Consider the following 24886-nt stretch of genomic DNA (forward strand, 5'->3'; position numbering starts at 1 on the left):
TAGACATATAAGCACAGCCGCGTTGTGGATGCCATGCACGTCGATACCCTCTGGTCCAACGTCCACCTGATAACCCTCGATGGCGAGGGGTTGGGTGTCCTTCGCGATGCAGTACTGGCCGCCACCGACGGCCGCATCGTGCATGTCGGCCCCGCCGGCAGCGATGCTCACCTGCAGCCGACCACCCGCATCGATGGCGAAGGCCGCTGGATTTCGCCAGGCCTGATCGACTGCCACACCCACCTGGTCTACGCCGGCAACCGCGCCAACGAGTTCGAGCAGCGCCTGCAGGGCGTCAGCTATGCCGACATCGCACGCGCCGGCGGCGGCATCGTCTCCACCGTGCGCGCCACCCGTGCTGCAACCCCGGACCAGCTGGCCAGCGAAAGCCGGCCACGCCTGCTGGCGATGCGTGCCGAGGGCGTGACCACCCTCGAGATCAAGTCCGGCTACGGCCTGACCCTGCCCGACGAACGCAAGCAGCTGCAGGTTGCGCGCGCGCTGGGCGAGGAATGCCGAGTCAACGTGGTGACCACCTTCCTCGGTGCGCACGCGATTCCGCCGGGCCGCGAAGCACAGGAGTACACCGACGAGGTGTGCAACGTGATGATTCCGGCCATCGCCGCAGAAGGCCTGGCCGAAGCAGTGGACGTGTTCTGCGAGAACATCGCCTTCTCGCCGGCGCAGGCGCGGCAGGTCTTCGAAGCGGCGCGCGCCAACGGGCTGGCGGTGAAGATCCACGCCGAGCAGCTGAGCAACCAGCATGGCGCCGAACTGGCCGCCAGTTTCGGTGCACTCTCGGCCGACCATATCGAACATCTGGATGACGCCGGCATCGCAGCGATGACCGCGGCCGGCACTGTCGCCGTGCTGCTGCCCGGTGCCTTCTATTTCACCCGCGATACCACCCTGCCGCCGATCGCCGCGCTGCGTGCGGCCGGCGTGCCGCTGGCCCTTGCCACCGACAGCAACCCGGGCACCTCGCCACTGACCAGCCCGCTGCTGGCGATGAACATGGGCGCCACCCTGTTCCGCCTGACCGTGGACGAGTGCATCGCCGGCTTCACCCGTGAAGCGGCGCGCGCGCTGGGCCGTGGGGATTGCATCGGCCGCCTGGCCGTGGGCATGGACTGCGACCTGGCGATCTGGGACATCGACGCCCCCGCCGACCTGGTCTATCGCATTGGATTCAACCCGCTGCACGCGCGCGTGGTGCGCGGACAGCCCGACCTGCCTGCCTCCTGGAGCAACACATGAGCAACACCCTGGTTCTTCGCCCCGGCCATGTCACTCTCGCCCAGTGGCGGCAGGCCTATCGCGGTGCGCCGCTTGCACTGGACCCGGCCGCGCTGCCGGCCGTGCGTGCCAGTGCCGCCACCGTCGCGGCCATCGTTGCCAAGGGCGCGCCGGTGTATGGCATCAACACCGGCTTCGGCAAGCTGGCCAGTGTGCGTATCGAACGCGAGGACCTGGCCACCCTGCAGCGGAACATCGTGCTTTCGCATGCCGCCGGCGTGGGCGAGCCGATGCCGGCCAGCGTGGTGCGCCTGATGATGGCGCTGAAGCTGGTCAGCCTGGCGCAGGGGGCTTCGGGCATCCGCGAGGAAACCTTGCTGCTGCTTGAAGCGATGCTGGTCAAGGGCGTGCTGCCGGTGGTGCCCGCGCAGGGCTCGGTAGGTGCCTCGGGTGATCTGGCCCCGCTTTCGCACCTGGCCAGCGTGATGCTGGGCGTGGGCGAAGCCTTCATCGGTGACGAGCGCCTGCCGGCCGTCGATGCGCTGGCACGTGCCGGTCTGAAGCCGATTGAACTGGGCGCAAAGGAAGGCCTGGCGCTGCTCAACGGCACCCAGTTCTCCACCGCCTATGCGCTGGCAGGCCTGTTCGAGATCGAGACCGTGTTCCAGGCCGCGCTGGTCACCGGTGCGCTGTCGGTGGAAGCGGCGAAGGGCTCGGACACACCGTTCGACCCGCGCATCCATGCCCTGCGTGGCCAACGCGGGCAGATCGCCACCGCCGCCACCCTGCGCACGCTGATGCAGGGCTCGGGCATCCGCGAATCGCACCGTGACAACGACGTGCGCGTGCAGGACCCATACTGCCTGCGCTGCCAGCCGCAGGTGATGGGCGCAGCGCTGGACATCCTGCGCCAGGCCGCGACCACGCTGGAGATCGAAGCCAACGGCGTGTCCGACAATCCGCTGGTTTTCACCGATACCGGCGAGGCACTTTCCGGCGGCAACTTCCATGCCGAGCCGGTGGCCTTCGCCGCCGACATGCTGGCGATGGCGGTGTGCGAGATCGGTTCGATCAGCGAGCGCCGCCTGGCGATGCTGGTGGACCCGGCACTGTCCGGCCTGCCGGCGTTCCTGACCCCGCGCCCGGGCCTGAATTCCGGCTTCATGATTCCGCAGGTGACCGCCGCTGCCCTGGTCTCGGAAAACAAGCAGCGCGCCTACCCGGCCAGTGTTGATTCGATCCCGACCTCGGCCAACCAGGAAGACCATGTATCGATGGCCGCCCACGGTGCACGCCGCCTGATGCAGATGGCCGAGAACGCGGCCAACGTGATCGGCATCGAACTGCTGGCCGCTGCGCAGGGCTGCGACTTCCACGCGCCGCTGCGCTCCAGCACCGCGCTGGAAACCGTGCGCGCCACCCTGCGTGCGCAGGTGCCGACGCTGGAAGAAGACCGCTACTTCCACCCGGACATGGTGACCGCCACGAACCTGGTGCGCAGTGGGGCGCTGGCGCAGGGTCTGGCCGCGGTGCTGCCGACCGTGGAACCGCAGGCATGAACGCCCATCCCGAATGGTTGACGGTGCACGAGGGCGATGCCCCGTTGATCGTCAGCTTCCCGCATACCGGCAGCGAGTTGCCGCACGATCTGATCGGCGACTACCACTCGCCGTGGCTGGCCCGCCGCGATGCCGACTGGTGGGTGCACGACCTGTACGACTTCGTGCGCGGCATGGGCGCGACCACGGTGCGCTCGGCGATCTCGCGTTCGGTGATCGACCTTAACCGCGACCCCAGCGGCGTTTCGCTGTACCCGGGCCAGAACACCACCGGCCTGTGCCCGCTGACCACCTTCGACAACCAGCCGCTGTACCACGCGGGCCGCGAGCCGGATGAAACGGAAATCGCACGTCGCCGCGACACGTATTTCCTGCCTTACCACGATGCGCTGGCTTCGCAGATCACGCGCCTGCGTGCACGCCACGGCACCGTGGTGGTGTACGACGCGCACTCCATCCGCTCGCATATCCCGCACCTGTTCGACGGCGAACTGCCGCAGTTCAACCTGGGCACCGCCGGTCCGTCCGGCGCACCCGACACGTCCTGCGACAACGCCCTGAGCGACGTGGTGGAAAACCTGCTGAAGATCAGTGGCATGAGCCAGGTGCGCAATGGCCGCTTCAAGGGCGGCTGGATCACCCGTCACTACAGCAACGTCGCTGGCGGCGTGCACAGCCTGCAGATGGAGCTGGCCTGCCGTGGCTACATGCACGAACCCCTGCCGGACCAGGTGGACGAACACAGCTGGCCCACCCCGCTCGACCCCGACCACGCCGCACCGCTGCGCCATACCCTGGCGCAGGTGCTCAACGCCTGCCTTGAATTCGCTACGAACCGGAGCGCCGCATGACCCGCAACGACCCGTCCCGCACCATCGCCGCGCCCACCGGCACCACGCTCAATGCCAAGAGCTGGCTGACCGAAGCGCCGCTGCGCATGCTGATGAACAACCTGCACCCGGACGTGGCCGAGCGCCCGCAGGAACTGGTGGTGTATGGCGGCATCGGCCGCGCGGCGCGCGACTGGGAGAGTTTCGATGCCATCGTCGAAACGCTCAAGCGCCTGGACGATGATCAGACCCTGCTGGTGCAGTCGGGCAAGCCGGTGGGCGTGTTCCGCACCCACGCCGATGCACCTCGCGTGCTGATCGCCAATTCCAACCTGGTACCGCGCTGGTCCAACTGGGACCACTTCAACGAGCTGGATAAGAAGGGCCTGGCCATGTACGGCCAGATGACCGCCGGCAGCTGGATCTACATCGGCGCGCAGGGCATCGTGCAGGGAACCTACGAGACCTTCGTGGAAATGGGCCGCCAGCATTTCGATGGCGACCTGACCGGAAAATGGCTGTTCACCGGTGGCCTGGGCGGCATGGGCGGCGCGCAGCCGCTGGCTGCCGTGATGGCTGGCGCCTCGTGCCTGGCGGTGGAATGCCGCAAGAGCAGCATCGACATGCGCCTGCGTACCGGCTACCTGGATACCTGGACCGACAATCTGGACGAAGCGCTGCGCCTGATCGACGAATCGTGCAAGGCCGGTACGCCGAAGTCGGTGGGCCTGCTCGGCAACGTCGCCGATGTGCTGGCTGAGTTGCTGGCGCGCGGCATCAAGCCGGACATGCTGACCGACCAGACTTCCGCGCACGACCCGGTGAACGGCTACCTGCCGCAGGGCTGGACCGTCGAGCAGTGGGATGAGAAGCGCGTTTCCGCCCCCAAGGAAGTGGAGAAGGCCGCGCGCGCATCGATGGCCAACCACATCCGCGCCATGCTCGGCTTCCACGCGCTGGGCGTGCCGACCGTGGACTACGGCAACAACCTGCGGCAGATGGCGCTTGAGGAAGGCGTGGCAAATGCCTTCGACTTCCCCGGTTTCGTGCCGGCCTACATCCGCCCGTTGTTCTGCCGCGGCATCGGCCCGTTCCGCTGGGCCGCACTGAGCGGCGATCCGGAAGACATCGCCAAGACCGACGCCAAGGTGAAGGAACTGATTCCGGACAACCCGCACCTGCACCGCTGGCTGGACATGGCCGCCGAGAAGATCAAGTTCCAGGGGCTGCCGGCACGCATCTGCTGGGTGGGCCTGGGTGACCGCGATCGCCTCGGCCTGGCCTTCAACGAGATGGTCGCCAACGGCGAACTGAAGGCACCGGTGGTGATCGGCCGTGACCATCTGGACAGCGGCAGCGTGGCCTCGCCGAACCGCGAGACCGAAGCGATGGCCGACGGTTCCGATGCAGTGTCCGACTGGCCGCTGCTGAACGCACTGCTCAACACCGCCAGCGGCGCGACCTGGGTGTCGCTGCACCACGGTGGCGGCGTCGGCATGGGCTTCTCGCAGCACGCTGGCATGGTGATCGTCTGCGACGGCACCGAGGCAGCGGCCAAGCGGATTGGCCGCGTGCTGTGGAACGACCCGGCGACCGGCGTGATGCGCCATGCCGATGCGGGCTATGAAATTGCGATCGACTGCGCGAAGGAAAAGGGACTGGATCTGCCGGGAATTCTGGGCTGACCGAGTTACCTCGACGATTGCCGCCGGGCATGGCCCGGCGCTACCCAGGGATTTCTGTAGAGCCGAGCCATGCTCGGCTCAATGCGTCCGGCCCACGACGCCTGACCGAAGGAAGCCGAGCATGGGCTCGGCTCTACATGCTTGACCCAATGCCCGTCGCTGACCAACATGCGACATCACCGCTGATGGATCACCGCGATGTACCGCACGCTCGCTGCCGCATTGCTCTGCACGCTATTGGTGATTCCGCCTGCTTCGGCGCGTGACGTCCCCACCGTTCTCTCTACCCAGCTCGACACCCAGCTGCAGACCAACCGCGAACGCTACGGCATTGCCGGCCAGGCGGTACTGGTCGCACACAACGGCCAGATGCTCTACCAGGGCGCCAGCGGTGAACGTGATCCCGCTACCCATGCACCGATCACCGTCGATACCATCTTCGCCGCGCAGTCGATGGCCAAGCTGCTGACCAGCACGCTGGTGATGCAACTGGTGGATCAGGGCAAGGTGGATCTGGATGCACCGGCGAGCCGCTATGTTCTGGACCTACCGACTGCATGGCAGGCAATCCACGTGCGCGATTTCCTCAACCACAGCTCAGGTATCGGCGAGTACTACGACCGCGTGGACAACCGCTGGGTGAGCAAGGGCTACCCCGGTTTAGCGCCTGACCTTGGCGCTGCACTGAAGGTGGCCGGCGCGACACCGATGCAGTTCGCCACCGGCAGCCGCGTGCAGTACACGCAGGCCAACTACCTGGTGCTGACCGCCTTGCTGGAAGCGCATTACCGCAAGCCCTACCCGGCCATCGCGCGCGAACGCATCCTGCAGCCATTGAAGATGGCCAGCACCTCGTGGGGCATCGCCAGCGTGCCGGCCCAGCGCGCGGCGGTGCCGTACATCGGCAAGGACGGCGCATTGCAGCCGGCCAATGAAGATCCCTGGCCGGACTACGGCTGGGGCCATGCCGATCTGCAGACCACCGTGGGTGACATGAACCGTTTCCTGCAGGCGCTGGCGACCGGCAAGCTGCTGCGCACGGCGACCCTGGAAAAACTCTGGCAGGCGCAGAAACTGAGCGGTGGCGGCAACAATTTCTTCTCCACCGGCTGGGACACCACCCGCAGCGACGGCTACACCCAGGTCGGCCACGATGGTGGCACCCGTGTGCGTGCGCGGCTGGCCTACAAGGGCAGTCTGGCCAACGGCTATTGGGTGTTCGTGTACTTGACCAATGGCAGCGCTCGCAATGTCTGGTCGAGCACGCTGGTGGAGAGCACGATGGCGGTGGCCGCGTCTGGGGAGTTTCCGCACGCTGCGCTGTCCGAGCGGCTGATCGCGTATGCGCTGGATGATGGCACCGATGCAAAACCGCAGATGCGTAGCTGGCTGCGCGACAGCAATGGCGTTCCCACCGGCGAACTGGAACGTGCGATCAATGGTGATGGCTACGCCATCCGCGAGAGTCTGGGTGCTGGCAAGGCGCTTAAAGTGTTCACGCTCAACACCGAGTTGTACCCGGATTCGGCCAATGCCTGGGACAGCCTGGCCGAGTGCCATGCGGCACTGGGTGATGCGGAGACTGCCAAGGCGCTGTACGCGAAGGCCAAGGCGCTGGCGAAGCCTTCGCCGTAAACCCTGCTGTAGTGTCGAGCCCATGCTCGGCTGCTCTTCGTGGCGATCGCAGAGAACCCGCGCTGCGCGCGATAGCCGAGCGTGGGTTCGGCTCCACAGGGGCACCACAGGTGGCCATACGCAGGTGGAGGGTGACGTGGGGGCCACCGACCTGTTAACTTGCGCGCCACTTCCGTGGTTTACAGCATTCCCGCATGTCGCTCTCGTCGTACCGCCCCACCCCCTCGCTGCTGTTCCTGGCCGTTTCCCTCGGCCTCTCCTCCACCGCCGCTGCGGCCCCGCAGGCCACCACGCTGGATGCCGTGCAGGTCACCGCTGCTGCCGATGCCAGCGCGCAGGCGCGCGAGGCGCTGAAGCGCGTGCCCGGCGCCAGCAACGTCATCGACGTGGCCAAGGCTGACAGCCGCCTGTCCAGCAGTGCCGATGTGCTGGCCTACCAGCCCGGCATCAGCGCTCAGTCGCCGGGCAACGAGGGCACCAAGATCTCGATCCGTGGCTCGGGCATCAACCGTGGCCCGGGTGCGCACGCCTCGGGCACCGCCGTGTCGATCGACGGTCTGCCGCTGACCGGCCCGGGCGGCACGCCCTACGAGCTGCTGGAACCGCTGTGGCTGTCACGCGTCGAAGTCCTGCGCGGCGCCAACGGCTTCGAGCGCGGCGCGCTGGCGCTGGGCGGTGCCATCGACTACGTCAGCCGCAGCGGCCGCGATTCGGCCGGCGTGCAGCTGCACTACGAAGCCGGCAGCCGTGGCTACCAGAAGCGCGGCATCAGCTGGGGCGGCGTCAGTGGCGATGTCGATTACTTCCTGGCCTACACCGATACCGAATTCGACGGCTATCAACGCCATGCACGCGGCGATGGCAAGGGTGCAATGGCCAACATCGGCTGGCAGATCACCCCCGATCTGCAGACGCGCTTCTTCGTGCGCTACCGCGAGACCAATCACGAGACGCCCGGCCGCCTGACCCGCGATCAGATCCGCAACGATCCGCGTGCGGCGAATGCGGCCAACCTGGCCATCGATGCGCGCCGCCCGCAGCCGGGCAGCACCTGGGTGGGCAATGTCACCACGCTGCAGATCGATGAGGATTCCTCGCTGCAGGCCGGGCTGGTCTACCACAAGTACCCGATGGACTTGAACGAGAGCCTGTACCGCCAGCAGCTGGACTACGCCAACCTCAACGCCACGCTGGACTACCGCCACCGCCACCGGCTGTTCGGCCTGGACAGCGAAACCACGGTCGGCCTGCGCGTCACCCACGATCTGGACGCCGATGTGCGCGAGTCGCTGCGCTTTGCCAGCAACGGCTATGCCGCCGGTACGCGCACGCGTGACTTCCGCCACCACGGCACCGACAGCACGCTGCACGTCAGCAATACCCTCACCTTCAATGACCGCCTGCGCATGCAGACCGGGCTGGCACTGATCAACACCCGCCGCGATGTGCAGGTGACCTGGCCGAGCAGCGGCGGCCGCCTGCGCGACGATGACTGGGACTACGCGCCGCGACTGGGTTTCACCTGGCAGCACAGCGCGCAGACGCAGTGGTTCGGCAACCTCAGCCGCTCGGTGGAAGCGCCGCATCCGTGGTCGATGATCTGGGGCTCGAACCAGTACTTCGGGCCGGGCAATGGTCCGTCCACCGGCCGCCAGCGCGCGCCGGTGCCGATGCAGAACCAGACCGCCACCACGCTGGAACTGGGCGCGCGTGGCGACGCTGCGCTGGGCCGCTGGGAACTGACCGGTTACTACGCCCACGTGAACCACGAACTGCTGAGCGTGGAGCTGCAGCCGGTGCCGAACCTGTTCATCGCCGAGAACAACGCCAGCCCCACCGTGCACCGTGGCATCGAAGCCGGGTTGGACAGCACGCTGTGGCAGGCAGCACCCGGCCGCCTGTCGCTGCGCCAGGCGTATACCTTCAGCGACTTCCGCTATCGCCACGATGCGCGGTTCGGCAGCAACCGCCTGCCCGGCCTGCCACGCCACGCCTATCAGGCCGAACTGCGCTTCGATCATGCATCCGGCCTGTACGCCGCGCTCAATACCGAATACGCCTCGCGCATCGCCGTGGACTACGCCAACAGCTACTGGGCCGACAGCCATGTGATCTTCGGCAGCCGCATCGGCTACGACGCACCCGGTGGCCGCTGGCAGGCCTGGGCCGAGATGCGCAACCTCGGCAACCGCCACTATACCGCCACGGTCACGCCGGGCTATGACGATGCCGGCAAGGATGTCGCGCGCTCGACCCCGGGCGAAGGCCGTGGCATCTATGCGGGCGTGCGCTGGCGCTTTGACTGATCGCTGCAGACGGCGCCGGGTGTGATCCGGCGCCGTCGTTCCAGGGTCAGCCGATACGCCAGGCCGGCAGGCGCTCGCTGCGCTTCCAGATGGACGGCGCGAAACCAATCAACACCAGCGCCGCCAGCCACTTCGGTGAGGTGTTCAGCAGCGTCGCGGTGAGTGATCCATCGACGGGGGCGGTCATCTCCTGCCATGGGTTGTAGCCCAGGTAGATGATGCTGCCGGCCCACCACAGCAGGGCCGCGCCAACACCTGCCAGCAGCAGTGCCAGCGTGCGGCAGGTCCAGCGATGCGACGTGGTGCCCCATTCGCGGGATACCGCTACCAGCAGGCCCACCACCAGCAGCGACACCAGTGCCACCAGTCCGATATCGACCTTGGGCCCAATACGCTCATAGCTGCAGGCGCGGCATTGCGCCTCTTCCGTGGCAGTGGCGGCTTCGGCGCCATGAACCTGCCCGGCTGCGGGCTGCGCCAGCGCTGCAAACGGCATCAATACTGCCAGCAGCGTCACCATGATCCAACGAAACAACATCCTGTTCCTGCGTGCAGCGACATCCATGCGCTCTTCCTCGTCAGTGGTTGTACGTCCAGGGCCGCAGTATGCGGCCGTCCCATACGCCGCCCAGACCTCGTTCCGGGGGTTCGGCTATCCAGCGTCCTTGTTCCCGATGCAGTACGACAAGCTCCCGGTAGACGAAATCGTCGGAACACGAATCCCAGGCGACCGCGATCATAGCCCACTGCCCATCGACGCTGAAAACAGGCCGGGTCAGATAGGCGAAGTGGTCATATGTCCGAGCCGGTCCATGCACCGTTGCCCTGCACCCCTGCTCCCGCAGCGCTCGAAGCCCCGCGCCGTCCATCCGCTGCGCACCGGCCAATGCGGCCGCAGGCACTGGCGCGGAACGGCGATTGGCAGGAACCAGATCCGCCTGCAGCTGCAACCGCAGCGCATGGATGTCCGGTGACCACCGGTCGTCCAGCGGCAGGACCAGATGGTCCACCTCCTGGCAGATGGAGGCACTGGTGCCCGGCCAGCAATAGGGCAAGGTCTGCTCCATCACGTAGATGTCCTCCCCCACCGGGTCGGTCAACTGCAGCTCCTGCGGGCGCCATTGATCGACGCGCGTGGACGGTGTCTGCGGTGCGGTGGGCACCTCGCTCAGCGGCGATGGCAGAACTGGCGTTGGCTGCGGCACTGCCGGGGGTGGAGGGGGGAATGGCGGCCTCTGCCGGATCACCAGCGCCATCGCCTCCGCCTGCATCTGCGCCGTTCCCATATTGACCGGTGGCGGACCGATCTCCTGCTGCCACCTCGGACGCAGGCTGCAGATTCCGGCCATGAGAGCCAAAGCCGACAGCGCCGCCGCCAACGATGCAATGCGTCGCCAGGCGATCCGTTGTTGGCAGTCACGGTCTGGCTTGAACAACGTATCTGTCATCACGACTCCGGCAACGCGGGCCAGAGGCCGTGTCCAAAGCTCGCATAGCGGACAGGCTCCACTCGAGTACGCTCCCATCCGCCCTTCCTGCGGTGCAGAAGGTAGAGGACGCGCATCGCCGCTCCTCCACTGCACAGATCCGAGGCGACCGATGCCATTGCCCAGTTCCCGTCCAGGCTGAACACGGGACGCTGCAGATAGACAACGCCCAGATCCGGATTGCCCGGTCCCCCCATGCATCCCTCGATACCGCGCGCGCGCCGTTGCTGAAGCTCGTCCCACGTCATCCGTTGCGCCCGCACATGCGCAAGCTCAAACGCGAGTTCAGGTACCCGTACAGCCCGGTGGTTCGCAACCTGCAGCATCGCCTCCAGATGCTGCTGCAGTTGAAAGGACGCCGCACTGTCATCATCGCGCCACTCGACGACGCTGTGACGAACCTGGCAGACCGGGGCAGGGTCTCCTTCACCGCAGGAAGGCGCAGTCCATTCCATCACAGCGAATGGTATGTCGGGCTCCCAGCCGCGCGGCTCGAAGTGTGCTGGCGCGACGTCTTGCAGTGGCACCTCCGCAGTCGCGAACCCACTGTTACCGGTCAGCATCGGGGAGGAGGCGGCCGTCATTGGAATCGGTGGTACCGGCGGCTTTCCTGGCGGTATCGGTCGCAGGTCGATGAGCTCTGCCATCACCTCGGCCTGCATCTGTGCGGTTCCCAGGTTGATCGGCGGCGGGCCGGCGTCCTGCCGCCACTGCGGGCGCACACTGACCATCAGCGCTGCACCAGCAGCCACGAACAGGACGACCGCTGTCGTCAGGATGCGCTTCCGTGCAATGCGCTGTCGCATGAAGTTCCTGGAGAAAGTGACGCTGGTTGGGAAACCGCACTGGACAGCAGCCCTACGACCCTTGGATGACCTGCAGCAGATGAGTCGCACCTGGCACTAGCTCCTGCGCGATCCACCCCAGCACGACGAAGAACAGCAGCAACCCCAGCAGCGGCCAGATCGTATGCGACACGCATACCCGCCACCATCCCTGCTCCTGCATGCCCTGCATGCGCCGGTAGAGGCCACCGGCGATGGCTGCGTCCACCAGCAGTTCGGCCATCAGCACCGGCGCCGACCACACCACCCATACGCTGGCCAGTACAACGGTTGCCACCAGCGCAACGATGCCAAGGATGGCCAGCAACGGCAGGCCTGCTTCGTCTTCGGCCAGCCCGGCCAACGGCAGCTCCCCGCCATCACCACCGCTCACCGGCGCGGACTCATTCCACGAAGCCGACGCACCGCCACCTCCGGAACGTCCCCCGACACTGCTCCACGGCGATTCCGCTGCACTGCCGTGCGGCGACGGGCTGCCACCGCCTACATCCGGCGACAGGCCATCCAGCACGTCCCAGCGCCAACGGATCCAGATCCACATCAGCAGCAGGAACACGCCATAGGCCAGCAGCACGGCCATCGGGTAGCGCAGCAGCATCGCGTCGACACCGGCCAGACGCAGCAGGTGCGAGGCGAGGAATCCGGCCGCACCGGTCAGGGCCACGATCAGCGCCATCTGCAGGCGCGGCCAACCGCGTTCCTGCAGGTGTTGCCGCGCGCGCACGAGTTCGCTGCTGCGGCTCACAGGTAACGTCAGCCGGCTGCGTGCAAAGAAACGGGTGCGCTTCATCCGCACCCCAAGGTGCGGCTGGCCGTGCAGCGAGTGAGCTCGACAACCTGATGCAGCATGCGGACATCCTTGCCGGGCACGCGGAGGCGGTGATGGACGGATTCTAACGCAGGCAGGCACCACGTCCAGACCGTGGGCATGGTGGCGCTGAAGGGCGGCAACTCTTCCCCCCGGCGGCCATCCCCGCATGGCGTGGACCTACCGGATTCAGCTGCGGTCGACGACCGCAGCGGCTTTCAGCAGCTGCGCGGCCACCTGGTCGAATGGAGCGATGTCCTGCAATGCGCGGCTCATCGCCACTGCACCTTCCACGCTGGCGATGACCAGGCTGGCCAGCCCACCCGCCGCGGCAGGGTCGTGGCCGTCGGCGATGAACGCCGCGGCCAGATGACCCTGCCAGCGTGCGAACACCTCGGCGGCGGCGGCACGGGGCTGGCTCGGCACTGCCTCCACCGGTTCCTCCACGGCAGCGGCCAACACCGGGCAGCCGGCGCGGAATTCGGAGCGCAGCAAGCGCTCGCGCCACATCGCAAGGAACTGTTGCAGGCCCTGCACTGCGCCGCCCTTCAGCAGCTCCACCAGCAGCGCTTCCACCTTGTCGCCAGCCATGTGAGTGGCACGCGCCAGCAGCTCCTGCTTGCCGCCGGGAAAATGGTGGTAGGTGGAGCCCAGCGGCGCTTCGGCCAACTTGGTCACTTCACGGATGCTGGTGGCATTGAGGCCTACGCGCGCCAGCATCTGTGCCGCAGCATCAATCACGCGTTGAGGCGCATCAGAGGGTCGCGGGCTCACGGTGGGCTCCTTGCCAGGACAGTCGTCATAGATTAGCGTACCGGCGATTTTATAACAGTCGTCATAACCATGAATCTCTGGTTCCGTCTACTCCACCTGCTGCTGTGCAGCCTGTTCCGGCCCAAGCTGGATGCCCCGTTCGGGGTCTCGCGCCTGCAGTTCCGGGTGCTGCCCAACGATCTGGACAGCAACCTGCACATGACCAACGGCCGCTACTGGAACATCTTCGACCTGGGCCGGCTGGACCTGATCCTGCGCATGGGCCTGGGCCGGGTGGCGCTGCGCGAGAAGTGGGCGCCGATCGTCGGCGCCGGCACCATCCAGTTCCGCCGCGAACTGAAGCCGTTCCAGCGCTTCACCCTGGAAACGCGCCTGGTGGGCTGGGTCGGCTCGCGCGGCATCATGGAGCAGCGCGTACTGATCGGGCCCGAGCAGAAGATCGCCACACGTGCGCTGCTGGTCACCGGCATCTACGACCGTCGCGCACGTCAGTTTCTGGGCATGCCGAAGATGATGGAAGCGATCGGCGTGGTCGCCCCGCCCTCGCCGCCGCTCAGTGCGGCCGCCGAGGCGCTGCTGGCGGCCGATGCGGCGCTGAAGCAGGACGACGCCTGAGGCACCTCAGCCTACCTTCGGCATGTTCTTGGTCACGCAATGGATGCCGCCACCGCCGCCCGCGATGGCATCGATATCCACCCGTTCGATCACGCGGCCGGGATACATGTCTTCCAGCAGTTCACGGCAGTAACCGTCAGCCTCTTCGTCTCCGAACTGTGGGGCGACCACCGCGCCGTTGATCGGCAGGTAGTTGATGTAGCCCATCGCCAGATCATCGTTGTCGCGGGTGTGCACGTTGTCGCGCCCATCCAGGGGCGGCGGCAGCGTATGCACCTGCAGGCGACGACCATCGGCATCGGTGGCCCCACGCAGAATGTCCAGGTGCTCGCGGGTCAGATCGTGATCGTAGGACTCCGGATCATTGTCCAGGTTGGCAATCACCACACCCGGGCGCACGAAGCGCGCATAGAAATCCACGTGTGCGTCGGTGATGTCTTCGCCGGCAATGCCGGGCAGCCAGATCACCTTGCGCAGGCCCAGGTGATGCTTCAGCTCGGCCTCGATATCCGCGCGTGACCAGTCTGGATTGCGGTTGCGGTTCACCCAGCAGCTTTCGGTGAGAATGGCAGTGCCATGGCCGTCGACTTCGATGCCGCCGCCTTCGCCCACCAGATCGCTTTCCAGCAGCGTCGCACCGGTCACCTGCGCCAGCCAGGGCGCCACCGCGCCATCGTTGCGTGCGCTCTGCTTGCCGCCCCAGCCATTGAAGTTGAAGTCGACCAACCCCAATCCGCCCTGGCCATCGGTGACGAAGCAACCGCCGTAATCGCGCACCCAGATGTCATCCAGCGGCACTTCGAGAAACTCGATGTTGTCGCGGCCGCAGCGGTCCTGCGCCTGCTTCAGCTGCGCCGGGCGGCACAGCACGCTGACGGGCTGATGGCGGGCGATGGTGCGGGCCAGCCGTGCCACGGCGGTGTTCACCGCATCGGCCTGCGCGCCCCACACCCGCGGTTGCGCGGCGAAGGCCAGGAAAACGCGTTCCTGGGGGCCGTGCTCGTCCGGCATGCGCCAGATACCCGCACCCGGCCCCGCCGCGGATACGCGACCCGGCAATCCTGCCAGGCCGAGGGCGGCCAAGCCGCCAAGACCGGCGGCGCCGGCCAGCTGGGTGAGGAAGTGACGACGGCTGCTCATGACGGGCTCCAGGGCCGGTGTGGGATGTGAGCTATGCTGCGCTTGCGTATTGATAAGAACAAACGATAGATTCAGCCATCAGTTGAACAGTTTTTCTTATCTGAAATGCTCAAGCATTGGCCACCGCTGAACGCGCTGCGGGGTTTCGAGGCCGCCGCCCGCCTGGGCAGCTTCCACCGGGCGGCCGAGGAACTGCACCTGACCCAGTCGGCCATCAGCCAGCAGATCCGGGGCCTGGAAGCGTCGCTGCAGCAGCCATTGTTCTTCCGGCAGGGCCGCAGCGTCACCCTCACCGACGCCGGCATCGACCTGCTGGAAACCACGCAGGCGCTGCTGCGACAGCTGGCCAGCGGCATCCGTCGGCTAGATCAGTACCGCAAGCCGAATCAACTGATCGTCAACACCAGCCCGGCCTTTGCCCGGCATTGGCTGGTGCCGCGACTGGCCGGGTTCCACCGCCTGCATCCCGGCGCCGACCTGTGGCTGCTGACCAGCGAGGATGCGCCGGACATGACCACGCGGACGCTGGACCTCGCGGTGCGTGACGACCTCGACTCACAGGCGCAGTGCCAGCACCGCGTGCTGCTGCAGGACCGCCTCTATCCTGCCTGCCATCCGGCCCTGCTGGCCACACCGGTGCACGAACGCCTCACCCTGCATGGCGAGCGCGAAATGGACTGGAGCCAATGGCAGGTACAGGGCGGTGCCGACGTCGGCCAGCGCCGCGAAGGCATGAACTTCTCCGAGCCCGGCCAACTACTGGATGCCGCGTGCGAAGGGCTCGGTATCGCCCTGGTCAGCGAGCTGCTGGCGGCCCGCGCCTGCGACCAGGGGCTGCTGCAGCCTTTGAATGAGGCACGTGTGCGCGGCCCGCGCTGGAGCTGGCTGGTGCATGAGGACAGCGCGGCCGATCCGCTGGTGATCAGCTTCTGTGAGTGGCTGCTGGCAAACCTGCCGGTTGAAGCTGTTACTGCTGCAGCGCGCGCTTGACCGCCGCGTCGGCCAACGGCGCCATCACCGCATAGCCCTTCGTCGTAGGATGCACGCCGTCCTCGGCCAACTGCGGGTCCAGTCCACCGGCGGCATTTGCCATCGGCGTGTAGTAGTCCAGATAGACCACCTGCTTCGCGTCGGCATAGCACTTCAATGACGTGTTCAATGCGCGCACCTTGGGCGCAGGTGCCGTACCCGGCAACCATGGGTAATCGCTGACCGGCAGCACCGACGACAGCACCACACGGATGCCATGTGCACGGGCCAGTTCCACCATCGCGTGCAGGTTGTCTTCAATCATCGCCTGCGTGGCTGGGCCGGTGTTTCCGGCAATGTCATTGGTACCGGCCAGGATCACCACCACCTGCGGCTTCAATGCGATCACGTCCTGCGGAAAGCGCACCAGCATCTGCGCCGTGGTCTGGCCGCTGATGCCACGGTTGAGCCAGCCTTTGCCGGGGAAGAAACCGGCACTGCCTTCCCTGCCCCAGCCTTCCGTGATCGAGTCGCCGAAGAACACCACGCGCGGCTGGCCCGGCACCGCCGCAGGCAGTCGCGCGTTGGCGTCACGATAGCGTTGCAGCTCCGGCCAATCGGCCAGGCGCTGCTGCATGAAGCGTAATTCGTCCGGGCGCAGCTGCTCTACCGGGGTCTGCAGGAGCGGATTGACTGCGACGGCTTCTGCGGCACCCAGCGGAGAAGCCAACGCGAGGCCCAACGTCAGGACAGTGACAGCGGCAAGCTCAACAGGTCCACGCATGTGGGTTCTCCTGAAATCAACTTCAGCAGTCTAACGCCCTGCCCTGTGCTCAACGCGCAGCCGTGCGCGCCGCCACACCCGTAACTTTCGCCGGCATCCACATGCCCGGCGTCCAGCCGCTGGCGGCCAGGATCGTCTTGGGGTTGTCCTGCTGGATCAGCGCGCGCACCGCACTCCGCTTGTCCTTGGCCTGCAGGTAATAGGCCTTGGCGATGCGGTAACCCACCCAGTACCCCAGGTCGTAGGGTTCCTGCGAGCCGGGCTTGTAGTTGTACAGCCACGGCGACAGATCGGTGCTGTCCAGATCCAGTGCGAACGCGCTTTCGATATGCACTTCCCGGCCACGGGTCCAGGCCGCGTGGCGCCCGTTGCCGACGTTGCCGGAGATCAGTTCCGCGATGAACTCGGCGATGCCTTCGCCCAATGAGACGCTGAGTACTGTCGCGCGCGGGTCGCCCGGCTCGAAGTCGATCACGCCGGTCTGCTGGATGTGCACGTACTCGTGCGCGATCACGTGCACGAAGCGGTCCTGCACGTTGGGATTCATGAAGTCGGCCGCGCACAGCGCTTCCAGGCCGATGATCACTCCGCTCTTCGAGGTCAGGCCCACCGGTTTGCCTCGGCCAACCACCAGCGTTACCGGCGGAAACGTGGCCTGCGGGTAGATCGCCTGCAGGTTGGCAAACACCTGCACCAATCGCTGTTTTACCACCGGCAGCTCGGCCAGGCAGCTTCGCCCCTGCGCATAGATGCCCGGTTGGCTGGCAATGGACTCGGCGATCCTCTCCGGGGTCACTCGGCGGACCTTCGCCAGTTCGGCCAGGCCCGGGGTGCCTTCGGCCATGTATCCGCGCAGCTGGGCGATGCTCGGCTTGCCGCCGGTACGGTCATAAAGCGTGTAGAAGCGGCTGGCATCGGTAGTGAGGATCTGCGGTCCTGCCGGGGTACCCGCCGAGGCAATGCCGACCGCCCCGGTACAGACCAGGGCCAGCAGGCAGCGTAGGGTCATGAACATCGCTCCGTCCTTGGTGGAGTGCATGCGAGGCGCGCAATTTACCACTGCACCCGCCAGGCCGCAGCAGATGGATGCGGCAACACTGGAGCTATGCCAGACTCACGCCGGCATCCAGCCACGGATGACGGAGCATGCACGATGATGATCGTTCCCGCGTATTGGGCTGAAGCTCGCCTGCAGGCCCGTTTCCGGGGGCGGCCGGTGGTGGTGCGCCGCTTCGGCTGGTCCGACGAAGGCCCCGCCGAGGCCCAGGCGCACGCCGACCGTCGTGCCAACGAAGCACTCAATGCCATCCTTGCCGGGCAGGCACTGCCGCGCCGCGAAACGCGCAGCAACTACGGCGTGGAGGGGGTGCCGATCCGCGAGCAGATCGTGCAGCGCGACGGCGACGTCATCGTCACCCGCAACAGCTATGGCGCGCTGTGCCTCAACACCCCTGACGTGCTGTTCGCCGACATCGACCATGCGCAACCCCCGGCAGGCTGCGTGATGCCCGCCCTCATCGCGGCGGTACTGCTGTTTGCCGGCGCCATCATCGGCACCCTGCTCTGGCACTGGCTGGTGGGCCTGGTGCTGGGCGTGGCAGCGGTGCTGCTGGTCAACACTGCGATGCTGATGCAGCGCAAGCGGCGCCTGGCCGCCGCCGGTGGCGCCGAGGGCCTGGCCCTGCAGCGCGTCGCCGCCTTCAGCGAGCAGCATCCGGACTGGCATCTGCGCGCCTACCGCACACCGGCTGGACTGCGCGTGTTGGCCATGCACGCCACGTTCTCGCCCGAGGACGAGCAGCTGCAGGCCTTCTTCAAGGCATTGGGCACCGATACCCTGTACGCGCGCATGTGCCGGCTGCAGCACTGCTTCCGTGCGCGACTGACACCCAAGCCGTGGCGCGTCGGCCTGAAGTACCGCATCCGCCCGCCGGTGGCCGCGTGGTCAGCCGAACAGGCCAACAATCCGGATCGACTGGCCTGGATTGCCGAGTATGAAAAGAAGAGTGCGGGATTCGCCGCCTGCGCCTATCTGCGCAGCTTCGGCGACACCACGATGGTAAATGCCAGGGCCGAGCATGTGCGCGATCTGCACGACCGGCTGTCGCACGCGCAGGACCGTTTACCGCTGGCGTGAAAACTTGCGCTCAATCAGCACCCTGCACGAACGGCTGCCCTGCCAGGGTAGTGCCCAACCGCAACGCGACCTGCTGTTCGCCCTTCTCAAAGGTCGTTGCGCACTGCTTTCCGCCTTTCTGGCATCCCACCTCCGGAAAGCCCTCCAGCGATTCGGGGGCACCCTGCGCGGGCTTCGGCTGCCAACCGGCCGCGTCCAGCAGGCGCTTGGCCTTGGCATAGGGCATGCCAGCGATGATCCCAAGTTGCGCCAGCTCGGCAGGCAACGACTGTGCGAATGCAGTCGGGACCAGGGCCAATGACAACGTTGCAGCAAGGATGATGGCTTTCATTGCACCGACCTGGAACGAGCTCTCAGGTTCAGCCTAGCCCATTTGCTGCGGGCTGGAATGTGCCGGTAACACGTCGTTACCGAGTCTCCACAGTCGATTGCAGAGCAGTTGAATCTGTTTACAAGCGAACAAGCAGCCGAGCGTGGGCTCGGCGCTACAGGATGCAGAAAGGCCGCCCGGAGGCGGCCTTGTGCAAAGCAGTCGAGCAAGCTCGACTCTACTTGGCGTTCTTCACGTAGGTGTCGAACCAGTTCAGCATTTCCGACACCAGCTGTTCGTTCGACTCAAGCGCGGTGTACCAGTGCGGTTCGTTCGGCAGCATCACCAGGCGGGTGGTACCGCCATTGCCGCGGATCGCCTGGTACAGCTTGCGGGACTGGAACGGCTCGGTACCCGGGTTGGCGTCATCCTCGCCGTGGACCAGCAGCAGCGGCAGCTTGATCTTGTCGGCATAGAAGAATGGCGAGGCTTTCAGGTACACCTCCTGCGCCTGCCACACCGAGCGACGCTCGTTCTGGAAGCCGAACGGAGTAAAGGTCTTGTTGTACGAACCGCTGGTCGCCACACCGGCCTTGAACAGCTTGGTATGCGCGATCAGGTTGGCGGTCATCAGGCCGCCGTGGCTGTGACCGGTCACACCAATCCGGTTGCGGTCGACCACGCCCATGTCCACGGCCTTGTCTACCGCCGCCTTGGCGTCGGCTTCCAGCTGCTCCAGATAGGTGTCGTAGGCGTTCTTGGGGTCACCCACGATCGGGAACGAGGCGTTGTCGATGATCGCGTAGCCGGCCAGCAGCATCAGGCGGTACGGCTGCAGGCGGGTGAAGGTCTGCTGCGAGCCGGACACCTGGCCCGCCTGTGCGGCATTGGCGAAATCGGCCGGGTACGCGTACAGGATCGCCGGCACACGCTGGCCTTCCTTGTAGCCCGGCGGCGTGTACAGCGTGAACGACAGGTCCACGCCGTCGGCACGCTTGTAGGTCACCAGCTGCTTCTTGATCTGGCGCACTTCCGGGGTCGGGTCGACCAGCTTGGTCAGCGCGGTCGCGGCGGATGCGAACTGTGCCTCGCCGGTCTTCGCGTCAGCGACCGCGTCGCCCTGCTGACGGATGAAGGCATTCGGCGGATCGATCACCGACTGGTGCCAGGTCAGGTAGCGGCCCGGCGTGTTGCTGAAACCGAGGAACTGTTCGTAGGCGTCGGCACCGCTGCGGAACAGTCGCTCGCTCTTCAGCGTGCCCAGATCCAGGCGGTCCAGGAACGGACGATCGCCTTGCGGCGAGGCGCCACGGCCGCTGAGGAATACATGATTGCCCTCACGGCGAACGACCTGCGCGCCATTCGGCAGGCGGGTGAACACCAGGTTGCCAGGGTTGCCGTACAGCTCATCGCTGGACATGTCCCACAGCAGGCGGCCTTCCTTCTTCGGCTGGTCCACATCGACGATGCGGGTCTGCATCCAGTGGCGGTTCTCGTCGTTCTCGTACTGGAACGTCACCGCCGGATCGGCGGTCCACGCAAACCCTTCAAAGCGCTGCGCAGTGCGGGTGATTTCGGTCGGCTTGCCGTTGAACGGTGCGTTCAGCATCAGCACGCGGTCGCGATGCGGAACGTTGACCTTCCAGTCGCCCTTGTCCAGGGCTTCGGCATAGACCAGAGTGGCCGGATCGGTGGCACGCCAGTCGAAACCGCGCGGACCTTCCGGTACGCCATGCACCGGCACGCGGTCGGCCAAAGGCAGGCTGGCAATCGGTGTGCTGCGGCCATTGCTCACGTCCAGTACTGCCACGTCATTGGCAAAGCGCTGGTAGGTCACCGCATGCGAGTACGGCGCCTTGATCGACTCGGTCAGCACATGCACACCATCGGGCGCGGCGCTGACGTCGTTGAACAGCGCCGGCTGCCCGACCGGATGCACGCTGTTGGCGGCGGTATCGACCACGGCCAACTGCGACGCACCGTAATAGGCGAACAGCTTCTCGTCATGCACGCTGGTCAGTGTGTCGCGGGCTTCATAGGTGCTGCTCTCGCCACTGCTGCCCAGCGACTCCTGCGCATCCGGACCGGTCGGCACGCCACCATTGGACGGCGCCGGGCCCTGATTGGCCGGCACCATCTTCACCAGCAGGTTCTGGCTGCCGCCCAGCCATTGCACGGTGTAGCCGAAGATCGGGTTCAGCTGCACGTTCGGCACCTGCTTCACCTGACCGGTGGCGGCATCGCCCACCCAGAGCTGCACGCTGGTATCGACCGCATTCTGGAAGGCGAAGTGGCTGCCATCGGCCGACCACAGCGCGCCGGTGGCGCAGCCCTGCGGCAGGTTGACCTTGGTCTCCTTGCCGCTGCCGATGTCGACCAGGGTGAAGTCGGCCACGCAGGCCGGAATGCCGTAGCCACCGGGGGTGTCATGGCGACTGCGGTTCTTCGGCTCCAGGCGCACGCCAGCCAGCTTCAGGTACGGCTGGGCAACACGGCTGATCGACGGGTAGGTCTGCGCGGTGGTCAGCAGCAGGCGCTGGCCGCCCGGGGCCACGTTCGGTGCCGGCGGCGGCGGTGCCTTCAGCACCTTGAGCAGGTGTTCCGGCGGCTTTGCGTAATCGGCAAGCGCCGGGCCAGCGGCCAGCAGGCCGACGGTGGCAACGGCAACGGCCGCCGCCAGAGAGGTTCGACGAAGCAGCATCCTTATCCCCTGGGGTGTGAATGGGTACCCGGCATCGGGCATGGACCCGAATCTAGCACCGCAGGGGTTGTGGTGAATGGGCCGGAAGGGCTAGTGGCCGGATGGGGCAAAGTGCCGTGCTGGTGGGTGCCTGCGAATCCGATGCCCCCCCCTGCCAGGCATGGCCTGGCACTACTGCTGGGCGTGCAGGTCCCACGCGGTGAGGTAATCCGGGTCGACCACGATCATGCCGCTGTTGCTCATCCGGTACTCGCCCGGCTGGGCCGGGAGGTACTGGTCGAGCATCGGCGGCAGGTAGCGCTCGTGGCCGTCATTCTCGTCTGCCAGCACCACGCCTTCGTCGGCGCTGATGCGCAGTACCGTTCCTGCGTACTGCTCCAGCCCCTGCACCTGGCCGTCGCCGCCGTAGCGGGTTACTCCGACCAGCACCAGTTTGCCGATCATTTCCTCGATCTTGGCGTCGTCCAGGGCCGGCAGCATTCTTTCGTATTGGTCGCTCATCGGTGCACCTCCAAAGCCTGCGGATCATCATGGGCCTGCCAGCCTCCGCGCTGCGAAGGCCATCGGCGACGCACGGGCAACCTGGCGGGCATAGTCTGTTTTGCAGGACCGGCACAAGCATGCCGGGGCCGCATCAGGTGAACAGTGGCAGGTACTGTGGGTGGCGGCCATCCGTGCCGGCAGTGTGGCCGTATCAGACCAGGGTCAACACCACGCGTTGCATTGCATGCAGGGTAAAGCGTGACAGCTGCGCAGTTGTTGCATGACGGCCTCCTGTTGAAGGTCACACGCGAAGTTGAAGCTCCATGGACCTGATGCTGACATCGCGCGCGGAATGGTCAAGTGAAGACTGTGCACTCGTTCACCTTTTATATCGTATTCGGGTGCGTCGACCGTGCTTAACCTCTGCTTCACCCAGCTGCTTCTAGGGTCAGCGTTCGATCTGCAAGGAACGCACATGCCCCGGTACGCATTCATACGACCGTGGACCATCGCACTGTCTGTGGCCACGCTCTGCGCCTGCGCACATGCCGCTGACCGCACGCCGACTTCTCAAGGAACCGACACCATGGCCCCATCTGCATCCGAGACCTCTCCGCCCTCGCCACTCAATGCCGAGCAGTTGCTGCTGCGCCTGCTGGACCTGATCAAGGCCACGGCCGCCACCCGCGACTTGACCGCCGAACGCGTGTCTGCGGCAATGCAGGCGCCGGCGCAGACCTTCGGCCCCGGGCACTTCGGCTACGGCGGCACGCTGACGCCGGAATGGGGCTATGGGCTGGAAGTGAAGCGGGCCGGCACTGCCGATGCGCGGCTGGATCTGAACTTCATGGACACCAGCAGCGAGCGCAAGGCCTCTGCTGCGCCGATCTGCCAGGTCGACTTCAACCACTTCGCTTCGGCACTGGATGCCGCCGGCTTCAAGCGCGAGACGGTGCGCGGCGAACACGGCCGAGTGATCTACGACCGCTTCGATCGACCGCAACTGAGCGTCAAGGTCGACACGATGCCCGAGAACCCCAACGCCATCGGCGACGCCACGCATGCCTGCGTGCGTCTTGTGACCGTGCAGTAAGGGTAGCCATCAATGAAGACCCTTTCAGCAGAAACGGAACGCCTGCTGGGCGAGTTCGCCGCCAAGACCGACGTCACCAGCGACCAGGTCGACAACCTGCGCAGCGTCATCGCGGGTTCGCCCGTGCTGGCAAAGCAGGTGGACGCGGCCATCGCGGCAGGCCACCTGCAGCACTTCGAACTGCAGCCGGCTGCGACCAGCGCCGGCGGCACCTATCTTGGCGATACAAAAACGATCGCGCTACCTGCCTCGTCGCTGTCCACGCCCGCGCTGCCGGCCAAACTGGATCCGACGGACCTGACCTTTGTGCTGGGCCACGAAATCCAGCATGGCTTCAACCACGCAGCGACCGAACGTGCAGAGGAGCAGTTCGAAGACGATCTTCTGGACATTGCAGGGCGCACCACCGGCCGCGACTACACCGATGCGATCGGCACCCTGCTGGCCGCCAACCGGCGCGATGAGGCCTCGGCCAATATCGAAGGCTGGAACGCGCTGGTCAGCCGAATGCAGACCACCAAACCGGAGGCGACGCTGCAGGATCTCTACGATGCCAACCCACGCTCGAAACAATTCGTGCGCCTGCAGCCCGGCCCGCCGATCACCTATGAGGCCCATCCGGACCTGAAGCTCAATGACGATCTGAGCATGACCGCCACGGCGGCCAACATCGAAGGCATGGGCAAGCACTATTACGACGAGGGCGTGAGCTCACGGCTGGGCCATCACGGCAATTCGGACTACCAGAACTACTACGGCGCCTATGCCGTCAGTCGTGCCTGCGGGTACGAAGCAGCCAACCCGTCGCCCGATGGCATCAGCCGGATGGAAATCAACATGACGAAGCTCGGCCTGCACGAGAGCCTGCTGGAGCAGAACGGTCTGGACCTGGGCGATGACACTCCAGCACGACAGCCCTATTTCGATACCAGCACCTCACCGTCGACGCTGCATTACTTCGACCACACCGAAGGCACGCATACGCATGTGCCCATCACCGCACCGCACACGGCGGCGGGTGATGGCGCGCCGACTCCCCTTGCAGAAGGGAAAGACCGTTCCCTGCACGAGCAGATCCGCGGCAAGGTAGCAGAGCTGGATGCTGCCAACGGGCGTAGTTTCGATGCGTCCAGCGAGCGCCTGAGCGCCAGCCTGCTGGTGCTGGCCCGTCAAAACGGGCTGGACCGGGTCGACCACGTGGTGCTGAGCCGCCAGACCGACGGTGCGGGCGCTGCGCAGAACATCTTCGTGGTGAAGGGGCCATTGGATGATCCGGCCTCGCTGCGCGCCTCATCGCCCACTGCCGAGGCCGCACAACGCCCCGTGCAGGAAAGCCTGGACGCACTGGCCGTGGTCAACCGGCAGGCCGACCCGGCCTCGCAGGAGCAGACCCGCGCGCAGGTGCAGGAACAGCAACGCGGTGCGCTGGCGCACTGACGGTGAACGACATGGAGCCGCCGGGGCACACCCGGCGCTCCCTTGGCGGCAC

Annotated in this window: 22 protein-coding genes; 11 read left to right on the forward strand and 11 right to left on the reverse strand. The window is 66.2% G+C overall.

Features of this window, described 5'->3' with window-relative positions; genetic code table 11:
- The first annotated feature begins 33 nt into the window (after window positions 1-33).
- The 6 genes from hutI to ABR323_RS19110 all read left to right on the forward strand — a co-directional run bounded on the left by hutI (window position 34) and on the right by ABR323_RS19110 (window position 9251).
- Window positions 34-1257, forward strand: a complete 1224-nt coding sequence (gene hutI / locus ABR323_RS19085) for an imidazolonepropionase (protein WP_439450426.1) — start codon at window positions 34-36, stop codon at window positions 1255-1257.
- Complete coding sequence (gene hutH / locus ABR323_RS19090; protein WP_439450427.1) at window positions 1254-2795, forward strand: histidine ammonia-lyase; 1542 nt, start codon at window positions 1254-1256, stop codon at window positions 2793-2795. The genes hutI and hutH overlap by 4 nt, the downstream gene beginning before the upstream one ends.
- A complete protein-coding gene (gene hutG, locus ABR323_RS19095) occupies window positions 2792-3646 on the forward strand; it encodes an N-formylglutamate deformylase (RefSeq protein WP_135274323.1) in 855 nt (284 codons plus the stop codon). The genes hutH and hutG overlap by 4 nt, the downstream gene beginning before the upstream one ends.
- Window positions 3643-5310 (forward strand): urocanate hydratase, encoded by a 1668-nt coding sequence (gene hutU / locus ABR323_RS19100; protein WP_439450428.1) that lies wholly within the window; start codon window positions 3643-3645, stop codon window positions 5308-5310. Before hutG ends, hutU begins: the two co-directional genes overlap by 4 nt.
- A gap of 198 nt (window positions 5311-5508) precedes the next feature.
- Window positions 5509-6945, forward strand: a complete 1437-nt coding sequence (locus tag ABR323_RS19105; protein WP_439450429.1) for a serine hydrolase domain-containing protein — start codon at window positions 5509-5511, stop codon at window positions 6943-6945.
- A gap of 194 nt (window positions 6946-7139) precedes the next feature.
- Window positions 7140-9251, forward strand: coding sequence for a TonB-dependent receptor family protein (locus ABR323_RS19110; RefSeq protein WP_439450430.1), 2112 nt, complete (start codon window positions 7140-7142; stop codon window positions 9249-9251).
- Window positions 9252-9297: 46 nt separating this feature from the next.
- On the opposite strand, the gene ABR323_RS19115 is transcribed toward ABR323_RS19110, so the two are convergent.
- The 5 genes from ABR323_RS19115 to ABR323_RS19135 form a co-directional block, all read right to left on the reverse strand.
- The gene (locus ABR323_RS19115) at window positions 9298-9816 is read right to left on the reverse strand and encodes a hypothetical protein (protein ID WP_439450431.1); all 519 of its coding nucleotides are present in this window, start codon (window positions 9814-9816) and stop codon (window positions 9298-9300) included.
- A gap of 13 nt (window positions 9817-9829) precedes the next feature.
- On the reverse strand, window positions 9830-10699 hold the full coding sequence (locus ABR323_RS19120) for a hypothetical protein (protein ID WP_439450432.1): 870 nt from the start codon (window positions 10697-10699) through the stop codon (window positions 9830-9832).
- Window positions 10699-11544 carry an energy transducer TonB gene (locus tag ABR323_RS19125; protein WP_439450433.1) on the reverse strand — a complete coding sequence of 282 codons (846 nt, stop codon included), beginning with the start codon at window positions 11542-11544 and terminating at the stop codon, window positions 10699-10701. Before ABR323_RS19125 ends, ABR323_RS19120 begins: the two co-directional genes overlap by 1 nt.
- Window positions 11545-11596: 52 nt before the next feature.
- Window positions 11597-12373, reverse strand: coding sequence for a hypothetical protein (locus ABR323_RS19130; RefSeq protein WP_439450434.1), 777 nt, complete (start codon window positions 12371-12373; stop codon window positions 11597-11599).
- Window positions 12374-12580: 207 nt separating this feature from the next.
- Complete coding sequence (locus ABR323_RS19135; protein ID WP_439450435.1) at window positions 12581-13165, reverse strand: TetR/AcrR family transcriptional regulator; 585 nt, start codon at window positions 13163-13165, stop codon at window positions 12581-12583.
- Between the two features lie 69 nt (window positions 13166-13234).
- Here ABR323_RS19135 and ABR323_RS19140 point away from each other — a divergent pair, with 69 nt between their 5' ends.
- Window positions 13235-13780, forward strand: coding sequence for a thioesterase family protein (locus tag ABR323_RS19140; protein ID WP_049463187.1), 546 nt, complete (start codon window positions 13235-13237; stop codon window positions 13778-13780).
- 6 nt (window positions 13781-13786) lie between these two features.
- Here the strand turns inward: ABR323_RS19140 and ABR323_RS19145 are convergent, their stop codons facing one another.
- The gene (locus ABR323_RS19145; protein ID WP_439450436.1) at window positions 13787-14920 is read right to left on the reverse strand and encodes an agmatine deiminase family protein; all 1134 of its coding nucleotides are present in this window, start codon (window positions 14918-14920) and stop codon (window positions 13787-13789) included.
- A gap of 105 nt (window positions 14921-15025) precedes the next feature.
- Between ABR323_RS19145 and ABR323_RS19150 the strand changes: the two genes are divergently transcribed.
- Window positions 15026-15910, forward strand: coding sequence for a LysR family transcriptional regulator (locus ABR323_RS19150; RefSeq protein WP_439450437.1), 885 nt, complete (start codon window positions 15026-15028; stop codon window positions 15908-15910).
- Here ABR323_RS19150 and ABR323_RS19155 read toward each other — a convergent pair.
- Both ABR323_RS19155 and ABR323_RS19160 read right to left on the reverse strand, forming a co-directional pair.
- Window positions 15888-16673 carry an SGNH/GDSL hydrolase family protein gene (locus ABR323_RS19155; RefSeq protein WP_439450438.1) on the reverse strand — a complete coding sequence of 262 codons (786 nt, stop codon included), beginning with the start codon at window positions 16671-16673 and terminating at the stop codon, window positions 15888-15890. The two genes, ABR323_RS19150 and ABR323_RS19155, sit on opposite strands and share 23 nt — an antisense overlap.
- Before the next feature lie 49 nt (window positions 16674-16722).
- Window positions 16723-17688, reverse strand: coding sequence for a DUF2268 domain-containing putative Zn-dependent protease (locus ABR323_RS19160; protein ID WP_439450439.1), 966 nt, complete (start codon window positions 17686-17688; stop codon window positions 16723-16725).
- Between the two features lie 138 nt (window positions 17689-17826).
- Between ABR323_RS19160 and ABR323_RS19165 the strand changes: the two genes are divergently transcribed.
- The gene (locus ABR323_RS19165) at window positions 17827-18810 is read left to right on the forward strand and encodes a hypothetical protein (protein WP_439450440.1); all 984 of its coding nucleotides are present in this window, start codon (window positions 17827-17829) and stop codon (window positions 18808-18810) included.
- A gap of 10 nt (window positions 18811-18820) precedes the next feature.
- Here the strand turns inward: ABR323_RS19165 and ABR323_RS19170 are convergent, their stop codons facing one another.
- The 3 genes from ABR323_RS19170 to ABR323_RS19180 form a co-directional block, all read right to left on the reverse strand.
- Window positions 18821-19141, reverse strand: coding sequence for a hypothetical protein (locus tag ABR323_RS19170; RefSeq protein ID WP_135274336.1), 321 nt, complete (start codon window positions 19139-19141; stop codon window positions 18821-18823).
- A 217-nt stretch (window positions 19142-19358) separates the two neighbouring features.
- Window positions 19359-21821: a S9 family peptidase gene (locus ABR323_RS19175; protein WP_439450441.1), complete on the reverse strand. Its 2463-nt coding sequence runs from the start codon at window positions 21819-21821 to the stop codon at window positions 19359-19361.
- 171 nt (window positions 21822-21992) lie between these two features.
- A complete protein-coding gene (locus ABR323_RS19180; RefSeq protein ID WP_135274359.1) occupies window positions 21993-22322 on the reverse strand; it encodes a hypothetical protein in 330 nt (109 codons plus the stop codon).
- Window positions 22323-22890: 568 nt separating this feature from the next.
- Between ABR323_RS19180 and ABR323_RS19185 the strand changes: the two genes are divergently transcribed.
- Together ABR323_RS19185 and ABR323_RS19190 are read left to right on the forward strand one after the other, a co-directional pair.
- Window positions 22891-23397 (forward strand): hypothetical protein, encoded by a 507-nt coding sequence (locus ABR323_RS19185; RefSeq protein WP_439450442.1) that lies wholly within the window; start codon window positions 22891-22893, stop codon window positions 23395-23397.
- A gap of 12 nt (window positions 23398-23409) precedes the next feature.
- Window positions 23410-24834, forward strand: coding sequence for an XVIPCD domain-containing protein (locus ABR323_RS19190; protein WP_439450443.1), 1425 nt, complete (start codon window positions 23410-23412; stop codon window positions 24832-24834).
- Window positions 24835-24886 lie beyond the last annotated feature (52 nt).

Origin of the sequence: Stenotrophomonas sp. ATs4 (genome assembly GCF_051861585.1) — a bacterium.
In the GTDB taxonomy this organism is placed as follows: domain Bacteria; phylum Pseudomonadota; class Gammaproteobacteria; order Xanthomonadales; family Xanthomonadaceae; genus Stenotrophomonas; species Stenotrophomonas maltophilia_AS.

Bases quoted from the DNA above. Each gene is read 5' to 3' on its own strand.
- hutH (WP_439450427.1), top strand. From the start codon at position 1,254: ATGAGCAACACCCTGGTTCTTCGCCCCGGCCATGTCACTCTCGCCCAG.
- ABR323_RS19190 (WP_439450443.1), top strand. From the start codon at position 23,410: ATGAAGACCCTTTCAGCAGAAACGGAACGCCTGCTGGGCGAGTTCGCC.
- hutU (WP_439450428.1), top strand. From the start codon at position 3,643: ATGACCCGCAACGACCCGTCCCGCACCATCGCCGCGCCCACCGGCACC.
- ABR323_RS19150 (WP_439450437.1), top strand. From the start codon at position 15,026: ATGCTCAAGCATTGGCCACCGCTGAACGCGCTGCGGGGTTTCGAGGCC.
- hutI (WP_439450426.1), top strand. From the start codon at position 34: ATGCACGTCGATACCCTCTGGTCCAACGTCCACCTGATAACCCTCGAT.
- ABR323_RS19105 (WP_439450429.1), top strand. From the start codon at position 5,509: ATGTACCGCACGCTCGCTGCCGCATTGCTCTGCACGCTATTGGTGATT.
- hutG (WP_135274323.1), top strand. From the start codon at position 2,792: ATGAACGCCCATCCCGAATGGTTGACGGTGCACGAGGGCGATGCCCCG.
- ABR323_RS19125 (WP_439450433.1), bottom strand. From the start codon at position 11,544: ATGCGACAGCGCATTGCACGGAAGCGCATCCTGACGACAGCGGTCGTC.
- ABR323_RS19165 (WP_439450440.1), top strand. From the start codon at position 17,827: ATGATGATCGTTCCCGCGTATTGGGCTGAAGCTCGCCTGCAGGCCCGT.
- ABR323_RS19120 (WP_439450432.1), bottom strand. From the start codon at position 10,699: ATGACAGATACGTTGTTCAAGCCAGACCGTGACTGCCAACAACGGATC.
- ABR323_RS19110 (WP_439450430.1), top strand. From the start codon at position 7,140: ATGTCGCTCTCGTCGTACCGCCCCACCCCCTCGCTGCTGTTCCTGGCC.
- ABR323_RS19175 (WP_439450441.1), bottom strand. From the start codon at position 21,821: ATGCTGCTTCGTCGAACCTCTCTGGCGGCGGCCGTTGCCGTTGCCACC.
- ABR323_RS19170 (WP_135274336.1), bottom strand. From the start codon at position 19,141: ATGAAAGCCATCATCCTTGCTGCAACGTTGTCATTGGCCCTGGTCCCG.
- ABR323_RS19155 (WP_439450438.1), bottom strand. From the start codon at position 16,673: ATGCGTGGACCTGTTGAGCTTGCCGCTGTCACTGTCCTGACGTTGGGC.
- ABR323_RS19115 (WP_439450431.1), bottom strand. From the start codon at position 9,816: ATGGATGTCGCTGCACGCAGGAACAGGATGTTGTTTCGTTGGATCATG.
- ABR323_RS19185 (WP_439450442.1), top strand. From the start codon at position 22,891: ATGGCCCCATCTGCATCCGAGACCTCTCCGCCCTCGCCACTCAATGCC.
- ABR323_RS19145 (WP_439450436.1), bottom strand. From the start codon at position 14,920: ATGAGCAGCCGTCGTCACTTCCTCACCCAGCTGGCCGGCGCCGCCGGT.
- ABR323_RS19140 (WP_049463187.1), top strand. From the start codon at position 13,235: ATGAATCTCTGGTTCCGTCTACTCCACCTGCTGCTGTGCAGCCTGTTC.
- ABR323_RS19130 (WP_439450434.1), bottom strand. From the start codon at position 12,373: ATGAAGCGCACCCGTTTCTTTGCACGCAGCCGGCTGACGTTACCTGTG.
- ABR323_RS19180 (WP_135274359.1), bottom strand. From the start codon at position 22,322: ATGAGCGACCAATACGAAAGAATGCTGCCGGCCCTGGACGACGCCAAG.
- ABR323_RS19160 (WP_439450439.1), bottom strand. From the start codon at position 17,688: ATGTTCATGACCCTACGCTGCCTGCTGGCCCTGGTCTGTACCGGGGCG.